Source organism: Paenibacillus sp. FSL R5-0887 (genome assembly GCF_038002305.1).
Classification (GTDB): Bacteria; Bacillota; Bacilli; order Paenibacillales; family Paenibacillaceae; genus Paenibacillus_AQ; species Paenibacillus_AQ odorifer.
The window spans coordinates 1,906,570-1,920,290 of the sequence record NZ_JBBOCE010000002.1; the positions used below are offsets into that span (position 1 = coordinate 1,906,570).

Consider the following 13,721-nt stretch of genomic DNA (forward strand, 5'->3'; position numbering starts at 1 on the left):
TCAAATTGAATTATGCGTATAAATAGAAAAAGGCTCTTCAGGTTGAAGAGCGATTCAAAAGTATTGCCTGTTTATATGCACTTAGGTATGCGGTCGAGAGGACTCGAACCTCCACGGGGGTTAGCCCACACGGACCTGAACCGTGCGCGTCTGCCAATTCCGCCACGACCGCACAAGATATAAAAAAATACAGTGCAGAATATAAGTTAACATGATTTCACAGAAAGAGCAACAACAAATTTAACAAGTAAAAGCGCCTTCGGTGTCTTTGTAAGGGCAGTAAGCGTTTAAGGGAAGACTATAAGAGTATTGGTGTCACTTATACTTTCTTATATTTAAAAAAAGTGTATCGATGCCCTCAAGAGGATCATCGATACACTTTTAGTTAGAACAATAGAATTATGATGCTTGTCCAAGCATGCGATAGATGATAACCGCTGCTTGAGCGCGATTAGCTATACCCTTAGGTGCAAATTTCCCACCATCAACACCGTTGACGATTCCCAATTGAGTTAGCTGTGCGATAGCCTCTTGTGCATAAGGAGCAATACTGGATTTGTCTGCAAACTTACCCAATGCTGCATTTTTATCAATCGGCTGTAGTTTGTCTTTCAGTGCGTTAGCAACCATAATGGCCATCTCTTCACGAGTCACTTCACGACCCGGTTCAAATTTGCCATTTCCAGAGCCTTGTACAAGTCCAGCCTTCACCGCAAGGGCGATAGAATCCGTGTACCAAACTCCTTGTTTAACATCGTTGAACGAACTGGTTGTTGCTGAACCCGTAAGATTCAGTGCGCGTACCAGCATCGTAACGAACTCTGCTCTAGTCACTGTTTTGGTTGGCGCAAAAGTATTTGCATCCAGACCTTTCAGAATGCCCTTAGCAGCCAATGCTTCAATAGCTTCTTGCGCCCAAGCTACCTTGCCCAGATCCTTGAAGTTTGCTGCTGGCGCAGTAGTTGGTGCAGGTGTTGCCGTTGGTGCTGTTGATGGTGCTGGTGTTGCTGTTGGTTTCGCGGTTGGAGTAGGCGTTGGAGTTACACCGGTAGAACCGCCTCCGCTGCCACTGCCTGATCCCGAATCAGCCTTTAATTTATTAATAATACGACCTTCAATGGCTGCTTTAATCTCTTTGCCATTAAACGTTTTTACAATGTAGTCGTAGAACACGTCCAAATCAATAGGTCCAGCCAATGAATCACTAGCTTGAGTCAGAACCTTGTAGTTATCTCCACCCGCAGCCATAAAGTTATTTACTACTGCTGTATATTTCTGCGTAGGATTAATTGGTGTTCCATCAGTTAGTGTGAGGCTCGCAATACGATCGGCTACTGGCAGATACATATTCGCTGTATATTTCAGTCCGGAAATTTGCAGCGTTTTGATATCTGGTGTTCCATCAGCTTTTACATTCCATTGCTGTTGCAGCAATGTTTTGATTTGCGCTCCGGTTAGTGTCAGCTTCACAAGCGTGTTGCCGAATGGCTGAATTTTAGCCAGATCGCCGAAGGTTACAGGACCTTTCGGAAGGTCCGCACGGATACCGCCTGGATTCATAAAGGCGAAATCGGCAGCTTTTGCACCATCGCCGAAGTCAGCATTACGCATAGAGTCAGCAATCAGATTACCAAGTGCAGCCTCATTATTGTAAGCATCGGTACGAGTGATAGTTCCGTCCGTTGTACCCACTGGTTGAGTGAGCTCAGGATGCTTCTCAAGGTAAGCATTAACCAGTGCCACACTTTCCGGATCTGGTGTTACCCCATCATGGAAGGTGGAAGTTACCACAGCAGACTTGTCCTTCACATCACCTGTTTTAGGATCAATGATCAACTTGATATCCTCAAATGCTGTACCGTAAGAATAAGCTTGTACAATCAGCTTGCCGTTTACTGTTCCATTTGCAAGTGCATGGTTATCACCAGCAACGATAACATCAACAGGGGATTCCGCAGGAAGCGCATTGGCTAGATCAGCCGCTTCACCTGTAGTCACACCATCTTTGGTTGTTGCAGGATCATGTGCAAGCACGATAATCGTCTCAACACCTTTAGATTGAAGCTCCTTAGCGTATTTCTCAACAGCCGCCACTTCCTCTTCAGGCGTGAGGAAATGCACGCCAGCCGTACCGGAAGGTGCCACCTTACTTGGTGTGGATTTCGTTACAAGACCAATAAAGCCGATCTTCACACCGCCTACTTCTTTGATTACATAAGGATTAATAATTGGCTCGCCAGTTTTGGCATCCACTGCATTCGCATTAACATAATCAAAGTTTGTACCCTTGTGGGTAACGTTGCTATCCTTAGGGTCCACTCCGCCGTTCAATTGTGTCATCAGTGCATCGACACCTTGGTCAAATTCATGGTTTCCTAGGGAGCCCACATCAAATCTCATCAAGTTCATCCACTCAATCGTCGGCTCATCGCGCTCAAGTGAAGATACTGGAGCAGATGCACCTACGGAATCTCCGTTATGGAAGAGTAGAGAATTATCGTATTTAGCCTGTGCTTCTTTCAGATAAGTCGCAAGAATAGCGGCTGTTCCCACGTTCTTATTGTTTACGACAGACACCGTATCCAGTTGACCGTGGAAATCATTAATTCCAAGAAGGTGAACTTCTACGTCCTTAGCTGGTAGAGCCAATTCATAAATACTAAATCCCTTAATATCTTTTTCACCAGTGTCCTTAATGTTGGCCGGCATAACTTTCGCCGCTTCTGGTGACGAAGTAAACGTGAGATTTACGTCATCCGAAAGTGGAGCCAAAGACCAGTTGCCATCCGCAGAAGGATCTATTGTACCTACTTCTTTGATGTAGTCCATAAGGATCTGGCGATTCTCATCTTGGGAATCGACTAGAATCTCCGAACCCTTCACACCTGGGAAATTCCCTCCGCCACTTGCACGGTAGTTGTTAGTTACAACAATAAAGTCTTGGTTAGGATCCAACGTTTTTCCTTTATACGTAATTTGCTTCACACGACTCGATGAAGCATCGTTAATCACACCGGTAGGACTATATTTTGCAGGTTTGGTTACATCAATTGTGTACTTAATGCCATCAATAACATCGAAGTTATAAACAGCAAACTCCCCATTCAGCAAGCTTTGTGGAGCTGTGATGTCTTCTTTGATGGTATTAAACGCACCCGCACTCATTTCAACCCATTCCTTAACAACAGAACCTTTAACTTTAATAGCTTTCAGCGTGTTGTCATACAAATACAAGTCACTTGCACTACGAATAGTCAGTGGACCTTTCTCAATACTCGTGTACTCTGAAGGACCGTTACGCCCAGCCTTGAAAGGAGCACCTACACTGAGAATCGGAAGATTTTTATACTGTGGAAGATTGGTATCAATATACTTCTCCACATACCACTTCTGGGCATTGGTAACAATCTGCACGGTAGGGTCGTCCTGAACCATTGCAAAATAGCTGTTCATCGGAGCGGTAGTAACACCTAGCTCTTGACCTGTATAGTCAATAGTAGCTTGGTGATCTGCTGCAACAGCAGCATCAACAGCAGCATCCGGTATAGCATTGGCTATGGAGCGGGTTGAGGCAATGGATTTATCTTTATCCACTTCCCATTTTCCGCCTACTTCCACCAATTTGAGATCAATCAGGCCCAAGTAACCCCCACCATAACCCGCTTGCACGGCTGGAGTCCCGTTAATGTGGCCGTAAACATTATCAACAACAGATTGAGCGTTATTATACGCCTGCCCTGTTAATGGATCCTTGAAAGAAGTGTCAAGGGATTTATTATCAACTGTTGGGAACACCTTGTGAGTGTGTGAGAAAGTAATCGCATCAATGCCGTCAACCTTACTTAAAAGATTGATAGCATTCTCTGCACCAGTACCTGCAACTGCAGTTGCATCGAAGCCGGTATGTGCCATTGCTACGATTACATCGACACCCTCACTCTTCATGATAGGAACATATTTTTCTGCTGTTTCAGCAATGTCCTTAGCAATGACTTTGCCTTCCAGATTAACCTTGTCCCATTCCATAATCTGCGGGGTCACAAGACCAAGCACACCGACTTTAATATCCCGGAGCTGGTTATCGCTGTCCACTATTTTTTTATTAAGAATGACATAAGGTTCAAAAGCATTTACGTCATTATCTGGATTACCATCTTTATCATCAATATATATATTGGCATTTACATAGGGGAAGTCCGCACCACTCAATGGGTTATTAGCACTGCCCTTAATAGTCCGATTTAAGAATTCCAGCCCATAATTGAATTCATGATTACCAAAAGTCGCAACATCATATTCCATAATATTCATAGCCGCAATCATAGGGTGTAGCTTAGTCTCTGATTCTACTAAATTACTTTCATTCGCGATGTAAGTACCCAATGGCGTACCTTGAATCAAGTCCCCATTGTCGAGCAGAAGATTATTATCAGGATATTCGCTCCTAGCATAAGTAACCAACGTAGCTGTCCGATCGAGTCCTACAGTTGTAGAAGCCGCATTCTTAAAATAGTCCCAGCCGTAGACATTGGTGTGCACGTCCGTCGTGCTCATCAGCCGGAGTTTGGCTGTGGCTGCGGATGCTGCTTCAGCTTTATCTGTACCCCAAGCTGCACCCAAACCAATACCTCCAAACACCTGCAAAGAAAGCACTGCAGTTGCTAATACAGAAGCAATCGGCTTATTCCATCGTGTCTTCCATCCCATAATAATATTAGTCCTCCCTATCATTTTCACATAATTTCTGTGATATTATATCACACAAACATAACCAATTATCATATAATTGTAAAAATAATATAAAACAATGTTAAATATAATAACATAAGAAGAAAGACCTAGACTTATGAATCCGTTTTTATAGGTCAAGAGTCAATAGATGCAAAAAGAACACATCTTCACCAGATGTGTCCTAAAAACAATCCTATATAAAGTCTAGAAAAGTCGAATCTATATCTGGCACTACTTTTTACCCATTCATAGCAGTAATCCCAAAACAAATTGCAGTTATTAGAGATAAGGGTGTCATTACAAGTTTTTCTTTCATGCTCCTCGACAATAAGTTCATTATAGTATTAAGCATTAAATAGACGGCAAAAAAATAACATACCCTTCTATCAAAAGGTAATCCAATAGAGATCACATTCCCTGCCTGCAATAAGTACAGGATGGCAATTAGCTGTATCACTACTGAAACTCCACACGCGACTCTCATTTGTGGAGGCATAATTCTATGCCTTCCTCCCATTGCAAATTCCCCATAAGGCAATCCCAGAGACAGCAGTATATAAAGAATCACTGCTCCCAAAAAAGTAATACTCCCAATCCATGCTGATATCAAGTTTTCACCCCTCCATAATTTATTTATCGCACATTAAATTATATGAGTGTAATGAATTATTATGGGCATCAACACAAGTGGTAGCTCTTTCACCCAAATATTTTTTTATGATGAACTAGCACAAGCAACACAAAAATATCTGAGTAATATAGAAGTAAATAGACCAATGAGGTGATCCACAAATGGCAAATACAACGAAGATTCGCAAACGTGCTGAACAGCTGAAAGGTAGACCCGTGTGCATTACGTTACATGATGGACGTACGTATATAGGATGGATAACCGGCCTCGATAAGAATGGACTGACCCTTTCCAAACCACGTAAAAACAAACACAGAAAATCAAAAAAACACTCTTCTTCCCGCTCCCGGAAAGCAAACGTATCAGGATTAATGCCCTTATTCGGCTCACTTTTCGGAATGGGTGGAGGCGCTCTAGGCTCCGCAGGAGCAGGGGCTGCCAGTTCTGGAGGCGGTGGTTTTGGCGGATTTGGCGGGTTCGGGGGAATCGGCAACTTTATTGGAATGGTACAAAAAACTATGCCGGTTATGAAGATGGGCTACAATATGATTAAATCTATTTCCCCCTTCCTTAACGGGCTAAAAGGATTAATGGGATAATCAAAAGACACCCCTCAAGGTGTCTTTTATTTTTGCTCATAATCTTATCAGGTTCTTTAACAATCTGCCTGCAGATCTTAACCGTGGATGTTTTAGATGCTCCTGTACATAACGATAATTGGTCAATTCAACCTTAGCATCACTGAGGGCATAGGTAAAATCATCATCAAAGGGCAACTTATACTCCCAAACTCGCTTACTCCAGTGCGGAATATTTGCTTGCATCCATGGATCGTCTATCCCGGGATGAATATAGGTCTCACTAACGCCATCCGGCAGCGAATACAGCTTAGCAATAATAGATCTTTTAAACCTTTCATACGTCTCGCCTTCCTCTACACCAAAAGGATGCGATAGCAAATAGTCGGGAATCGGCACCCCAAACGTATCCGCCAGCCCTGCTCCAAGGGCAACTGGTCGTTCAATATTTTTCAGCGATGCCAAAAGCGGATCCTCAGCATGGATGTATCTGAAGAATCGTGAGGGCAATCCCCAGCGCGAAATTTTCCACAACGTCTGCGGAAGCAAGCTGCGTCCTGTTTCCATTCCGTATAAACTACCCATGTGGTTGTCTACATGGCTAATCACTATTCCCGACTGTTTCACTCGCTCGTACTGCGCATCTATCTCCTTTAGTACGGCTTTTGTCTGCGCCCCCTGTTCGAACTCTTTTACCGTCCTATATTGATGTCCGCTCTCGTCGTGAAGAGAAGCCTCCCCCGTCAGGCTCGCCCAGCGCAAAGCCTCAAATTCACTAGTCATCGTCAAGTGAAGTCCCACATTCCGTTGTTGCCTGCGACTACACCATGTAGCCGCCTCCTCAAAGCCAGGGGCCACCGCCATAATCGTTGCTGAGGATACCTTTTCCTCTTCCAGCAGATGTTTTATCGCCTGATTCATGGGGGGACTTTGCCCAAAATCATCACAATTGATGATTAATTTTTTGTTCATAGTCAGCCTCACCTCTCAAAGAGTCCATAAATGTAAATTTCATTGTGAAGGATATGACAACAGCTATGGCCAACAGACATAATGGCACCACACTTATTAAATACCTAAATGTCGCTTCAGGATTGGACCCTGGATCATCGCCGCCTTGATAGCCAAAAATCATACCTACAATGAAAAAAGCTAACGCAGAGATTAACCCGCTTGAACGAGTAATGAATCCGCTTACAGCCGTGTAGATTCCTTCTCTTCTCAGACCTGTTTTTTCCGCATCCTCATCAATAATCTTGCCACCTACTATTGCTGGGGTCACTAGAAATCCGGCTAATCCGAAACCGACAACTACGCCAGCAGCCACACCACTTAAGAGATCATAACCAAACCATAACGGAATTACCGATAACGCATATAAGATCAGTGATAACCGCCACGCCTTAACCCCGTCCATCTTACGAATCATCCAGTACCACACGAATACTAATGGAATGACCGAAACAAAAACAGCTGCAAGTAAAATCGATACCTGAGCCTCTGAGATATGAAGTACATATTTTGCATAAAAAGGAATCATCGAGCTTACAAGTCCATTCACCGTTTGGGCAAAAGAGTTCGAAATATTAAACACCCAAAACTTTTTATTCCGAATGGTCTCCCGAAAAGCCGGAATCAACTTCAAGGGTTCCTGCTCTGTGGGCTCCTTCTTTTCTTGGACATTCATCATACATAAAAACATAAACACTCCAAAGAGACAGGCATACACTATAGCCATATTAGAGAAACCAATAGCTGCAAAAATAATTGGGGTTAAGGCAGTACCGATTAACAAAGCTACAACTTGATAGCCTTGCTGAATCGCAGAGGCTTTTGCCCGAATACGGTCTCCACGGAAGAGCTCCGGGAGTAACGCTCCATAATTCACCCATAACACAGTGGCGACAGCCTCATAGAAAATAAGTGTGACTAGAAACCAAGTGAACAATCCATTTTCAGATAATCCGCCGGGAGGGGAGAAAACCAGTACAAATGCCAGCATGAATAACGGAATTGAGCCAAACACCCATGGTCTGCGTCGACCCAAACGAGTATCTGTGCGATCTGACCAATAGCCGAATAACGGATTGTTTACCGCATCCCAGATCAGAAAGATGGTTCTGGCTAATGTAGCAAGTCCAATGCCCAATCCTAATTTTTCAACATAAAAGTAACTGTAAAATGAACTAAATGCCTGACTGGGAACCATCATCGCAAACATCCCTAAAGCAAAGGTGTACGGCGAATTGATCCATTTATGCTTCACTCACATACCTCCCCTATGGTAAAGATCCGGTTGTAATATATTACCATACCGAAGAGAGAACGCCATCAAATTTTTCCTTAGCAGAAACTACGGATAAAAAAAGAGGCCCCGCAGGCCATCAACAAATGGCTGCGGAGCTTTTTCATAACTAGACTATAAAACATCCTTCAGCTTGCTTCGGCTCTGAACATCCAGGGCTAGATAATCACGGATTTCGCATCTTTTTCCATTGATATCCGTAAGAATGATTCGTTTATGACTTGGATACTGCATATGCTCGTGCAGGTTCCGCATAACGATCCGGGTCTGGCCCAGATTCGTTTGCAGCTCCCAAATCCACATATCCGCTTTTTGCTTAATAGAATCAATGCGGGTTACAACCGGAAGAAAATACCGCAGCCGGAGCTCTGTGTCCACTTCCACCCGACTTTCTTCATCGAGCTGATCAATGTCACGAATGACTCCGATCTCCTCACTCTTGGAGTTACGAACTGAAATATACTCCGTGGTATATTGGAATGGAAATATACGAAAAAGAATTAATTCCTCATAGACTTGACCCTCCACTACTCCTTGAAACACGCCACCTTGACTGCGGCTAAAAGAGATTGCACCCGGTTCAAGAATGTTAATCTCATAGGGATCTTTAGGATTCAATTCCCCGTTAACAAGATTCGAATCACTCATGCATCTCAACCCCCTTAATCTGCGACATTTCCTTCTGTGCCTCAACTAGCTTGAAGTAAGCACCTTCTGCAGCAAGCAATTCCTCATGTGTACCCACTTCAATGATCTTCCCGCGTTCAAGCACTACAAGACGGTTCGCATTTCTTAGCGTGGATAATCGATGGGCAATCGCGAATGTCGTTCTGCCTTTTACCAGTCGCGAGATCGCTTCTTGAATTTGTCGCTCGGTCACTGTATCTACAGAAGCTGTTGCTTCATCTAGGATTAGAATTCGCGGATCGTGAATTATTGCTCGGGCAATAGACACTCGCTGCTTCTCTCCACCGGACAATTTATGGCCACGTTCCCCAACTCTTGTATCATAGCCATCCGGCAATTGAACGATAAAATCATGGGCGTTGGCAATTTTTGCAGCGCGCATGATTTCTAATTCCGTAGCGTCCGGTTTAGAATAGGCAATATTCTCAGCAATCGTTCCGTCGAATAGAAACGTCTCCTGCAGCACTACACCGATCTGACTACGCAGATCTGACTGGCTGATATTTCGGATGTCCACACCATCGATGGTAATGGTTCCCTCATCTGTGTCATAGAAGCGACAGATCATATTAATGAAAGTCGACTTACCGGCACCTGAATGTCCGACCAGACCAATCATCTCGCCCGCACCCACTTTTAAATCCACGTTCTTGAGCACAGGATGATGTTTTTCGTATCCATAAGTAACCCGCTTAAACTCAACCTCACCGTTTACGCGGCCGATGGCTGCTGGATTCACAGTATCAGGCACATCTGACGGAGTATCCATAATTTCAAAGACCCGATCTGCTGCTGAAATCGCATGGCTGGCCCAGTTGATCATTTGGCTCACCCACTGCAAAGGTCCAAGAAGCATCCCAAGGTAGGTCACCAAAGCGATTAGCGTACCGATGGATAATTGGCCCTGTAGCACCGTTTTCCCGCCATAAAACCAAATTAATAACGTACCCACACCAGCAACCAACGCAAAAGCAGGAAACATCCCCTGCCATAAGCCTTCGATCCGAATATTATGCCGAACCAGCTCCTTATTGGCGACTGTATAACGTGACATCTCTGTTGTTTCCTGACCGAATGCTTTGACTACACGAATCCCCTGCAAAGAATCGCCAACCAAAGCGTTTAATCTAAAAATAGATCTCCACTGCTGGTACCAACGTCTGCCAATCATCGGCCATAACACGGTCGACAGCACCACCATAAGCGGCATAGGCAGCATAGCAAGCAGCGTTAGCTTCCAATCCATACTGAACATAATAGTGAAAATAGCGATTACCCGCAGCGATTCACCCGAGACCCAGATTACACCGTCAGTCATAAATTGCCGCATCGCCTCTGAATCATTATTCACCCGTCCAATAAATTGCGAAGATTGTCTTCGGTCGAAAAAAGATAAAGATAATTTCATCAAGGAATGATACACATCATGACGAAGATCACCCATGATTTTGGAACCAATCCATACCCCTATAAGTCCACGTACAGTCTGCATTAAAGTAATTACTAAGGACGTGGCTGCTAGCCCGATCACAATCCATAGAAGCGTTGAGCCCATATCCTTTTCTGTCAACACATTATCAACGATCATCTTCGTCAAAAAAGGTGGAACAAGCTCTACCAATGTAGTAAAAATCAACATAATCGCCGCAGCGATCATTTGGATCTTATAAGGCTTGGCATAGCTCAGCATCCGAAATAGAACCTTGCCGTTACTCTTGCACACCGGACAAGCTTGCGAATCTTCCGGCAGTGGATTGCGGCATTTTGGACAATTTCTTGGAAACTCTTTTTCAGAAGCGGTTGGCCGTTCCTCGCCTTTAGCTACAGCGCCAATTAATTTAGAAGCAAAACCAAATATAGAGGTAAGTGATGCTGTATAACGTATAAGTATAATAGGCCCCTCTTGGGTATCCACAAGCAACGATCCGCCGCCTACCCCGCCTACTACCCGGGCATCAGTAATATTCGAGACTAGAAGCTTTGAGACCAGTTTCCCGTCCGTTCCCCAAACGGAAATCTCCTTCTCAGTCAATACAAGCCACTGCTCACCGAATTGCCCATCTTTCATTAAATCAGATACAGAGTGAAATAAAGGTTGTTCTGTAAGCTGTATTTCTATAGACTTGGGAAGTTTATCAATAGATGTCATACATTTCTCCCCTTTCTTTACCCACCTATTTACTCACATATATTTACAGTGGTAAAGATGAAAAAATGATTATAATTGTTTTGTATGGTTATTTAAACAAATAAAAAGACACCTCTAAAGGTGTCTTTTTGTATTACTTCCTATGGTACCGGCTATACGCTTATTTCAAAGCTTTCCATACCCAGTTCTCTACTTCTGGCAAATCAATACCCTCTTCACGAATGAATTGGTGATGTTTCTTAACGATAGCATCCATTTCATCTGCGATCGCTTTATAGTCGTTAGCATTAGGCAAGCTCAGAACAGCTTCCTTCGCCAAGTCAAAGCGGTCCATTTGATTCAATACGCGCATATCGAATGGTGTTGTGATATCGCCATTCTCGCGGTATCCGTGTACGTGCAGATTATGGTTATGACGATCAAAGAACAAGTCTTTAATCAGACCTTCATATCCATGGAAAGCGAAGATAACTGGTTTATCTTTTGTGAAAAATTGATCAAACTCTTCGTCAGATAAGCCACGCGGATCTAATTTTTGACTTCTCAGTTTCAACAAGTCTACCACGTTGATATATCTAATTTTAAGGTTCGGCAGTTTTTCATGCAGGATAGAGATGGCAGCCAAGCTTTCGATAGTTGGTTCTGTACCTGCAGAAGCAAAGACAACATCAGGCTCTCCACCTTGATCGGTGCTTGCCCAGTCAATAATCTTCAGTCCTTTATCCACCAGCTCTTGTGCTTCATCCGCACTGAACCATTGTGGACGAGGATGTTTGGAAGAAACAATCAAGTTAATTTTTTGACGGTCATTTAAGACGGTGTCAAAGACAGCCAGCAAGGAGTTGGCATCAGCCGGCAAATACTCACGGATAAATTCTGGTTTTTTATCAGCCAAGTGACCTAGCAAACCTGGATCTTGGTGAGTATAACCATTGTGGTCTTGCTGGAATACAGTTGAAGTTGCTACCACATTCAATGATGGAATATCCGCACGCCAGCTTTGATCTGTTGCTTTACGCAGCCATTTGAAATGCTGAGTAATCATCGAATCCACGACACGCAAGAAAGCTTCATAGCTTGCAAAGAAACCATGGCGACCTGTCAATACGTAACCTTCAAGCAAACCTTCTGCCTGATGTTCAGACAATTGGGAATCGATAACACGGCCATAAGAAGCTAGGAATTCGTCATTCGGCTCAATCACTTGATCCAACCATTGACGTTTCGTTACTTCAAAGACAGGTCCCAGACGGTTGGACATTGTTTCATCCGGTCCGAAAATTCTGAAATTGCGGTTCTCTTCGTTCAGAGAGATAACATCTTTCATGTATTTACCCAGAACGGCCATATCTTGTGCTATTACTTCACCTGGTTTGGAATTATCAAGTGCGAACTTACGGAAATTCGGTAAGTTTAGATCTTTAATTTGGTTGCCAGCATTAGTAACTGGGTTCATTCCCATACGTCTGTCGCCAGTTGGCAGAATCTCAGCAAGTTCAGCGTTCAGACGACCATTGTCATCAAATAATTCTTCTGGTCTATAGCTGTTCATCCATTCCAATAACGCTGGAGCATGCTTCATATTTTTTTGATCCACTGGAATCGGCACCTGATGGGCACGGAAAGAGTTCTCATTCGGAACACCATCCCATTGCTTTGGACCCGTCCAGCCCTTAGGAGAACGGAAGACCAACATTGGCCAAACCGGACGCGTCAGGTCATTGTTGTCACGTGCATTCTTTTGAATCGCTTCAATTCTTTCAACGATGGTATCAAGCACCTTAGCCATTTCCGGATGCATTAGATCAGGATTTTCGCCTTCAACGAAGAACGGTTCCCAACCCATACCTTTAAAGTATGCAGTAATTTCTTCTTTGGATTGACGAGACAGAATCGTTGGGTTACTGATTTTGAAACCATTTAAGTGCAAGATCGGCAGAACTGCACCATCAGTAACTGGATTGATGAACCGGTTGGAGAACCATGAAGCCGCTAATGGGCCAGTTTCAGCCTCTCCATCACCAATAACAACCGCGGAGATCAAATCTGGATTATCCAGAATTGCACCTACACCATGGGATAGAGAATAACCTAATTCGCCACCTTCGTGGATCGATCCAGGTGTTTCAGGGGCAGCATGGGAAGCAACTCCACCTGGGAAAGAGAATTGTTTGAACAATTTCTTCAGGCCTGGGATATCTTGTGTGATTTCCGGATAAATTTCAGTATAGCTACCATCGAGATAGGAGTTCGAAACCATAACCTGACCGCCATGACCAGGGCCCTCGATGTAGAACATATTCAAATCATATTTAGTAATGACCCGATTCAAATGGGCATAAATAAAGTTCTGGCCTGGAATAGTTCCCCAGTGTCCAATGGGCTTAATCTTTACGTCTGCTTCTTTCAGCGGTTCTCTTAACAACGGATTATCTTTCAAATACAGTTGACCTACAGAGATGTAGTTAGTTGCGCGCCAGTATGCATCAAGCTTCTCTAAATAAGTTTTTGATGAGTAATCAACATCCATGGATAATACCATTTCTTCCACTCCCCAAAATTTTTTCTGTGTCTACATTGCCGTAATTTCTTCCACAAGTACATCATACCGCCGCGAAAAATTAATTCAACCTTTTCAAC

At 43.7% G+C, this 13,721-nt stretch carries 7 protein-coding genes and 1 tRNA gene; 1 reads left to right on the forward strand and 7 read right to left on the reverse strand.

The window, feature by feature from the left end; genetic code table 11:
* Positions 1-88: 88 nt before the first annotated feature.
* A tRNA-Leu gene (locus MKY14_RS26265) sits at positions 89-172 on the reverse strand.
* A gap of 227 nt (positions 173-399) precedes the next feature.
* Complete coding sequence (locus tag MKY14_RS26270) at positions 400-4,707, reverse strand: bifunctional 2',3'-cyclic-nucleotide 2'-phosphodiesterase/3'-nucleotidase (protein WP_340977706.1); 4,308 nt, start codon at positions 4,705-4,707, stop codon at positions 400-402.
* Positions 4,708-5,523: 816 nt separating this feature from the next.
* On the opposite strand from MKY14_RS26270, the gene MKY14_RS26275 reads away from it, so the two are divergent.
* On the forward strand, positions 5,524-5,961 hold the full coding sequence (locus MKY14_RS26275; protein ID WP_076126935.1) for a hypothetical protein: 438 nt from the start codon (positions 5,524-5,526) through the stop codon (positions 5,959-5,961).
* A gap of 36 nt (positions 5,962-5,997) precedes the next feature.
* On the opposite strand, the gene MKY14_RS26280 is transcribed toward MKY14_RS26275, so the two are convergent.
* The 5 genes from MKY14_RS26280 to MKY14_RS26300 form a co-directional block, all read right to left on the reverse strand.
* The gene (locus MKY14_RS26280; protein ID WP_340977707.1) at positions 5,998-6,912 is read right to left on the reverse strand and encodes a polysaccharide deacetylase family protein; all 915 of its coding nucleotides are present in this window, start codon (positions 6,910-6,912) and stop codon (positions 5,998-6,000) included.
* A complete protein-coding gene (locus MKY14_RS26285; RefSeq protein WP_076126931.1) occupies positions 6,884-8,206 on the reverse strand; it encodes an MFS transporter in 1,323 nt (440 codons plus the stop codon). Before MKY14_RS26285 ends, MKY14_RS26280 begins: the two co-directional genes overlap by 29 nt.
* A gap of 153 nt (positions 8,207-8,359) precedes the next feature.
* Entirely contained in the window at positions 8,360-8,893 is a 534-nt protein-coding gene (locus MKY14_RS26290) for a DUF1854 domain-containing protein (RefSeq protein WP_076126929.1), read from the reverse strand.
* The gene (locus tag MKY14_RS26295; RefSeq protein ID WP_076218284.1) at positions 8,886-11,081 is read right to left on the reverse strand and encodes an ABC transporter ATP-binding protein; all 2,196 of its coding nucleotides are present in this window, start codon (positions 11,079-11,081) and stop codon (positions 8,886-8,888) included. Before MKY14_RS26295 ends, MKY14_RS26290 begins: the two co-directional genes overlap by 8 nt.
* A gap of 160 nt (positions 11,082-11,241) precedes the next feature.
* The gene (locus MKY14_RS26300; protein ID WP_175618986.1) at positions 11,242-13,623 is read right to left on the reverse strand and encodes a phosphoketolase family protein; all 2,382 of its coding nucleotides are present in this window, start codon (positions 13,621-13,623) and stop codon (positions 11,242-11,244) included.
* Positions 13,624-13,721: the final 98 nt, after the last annotated feature.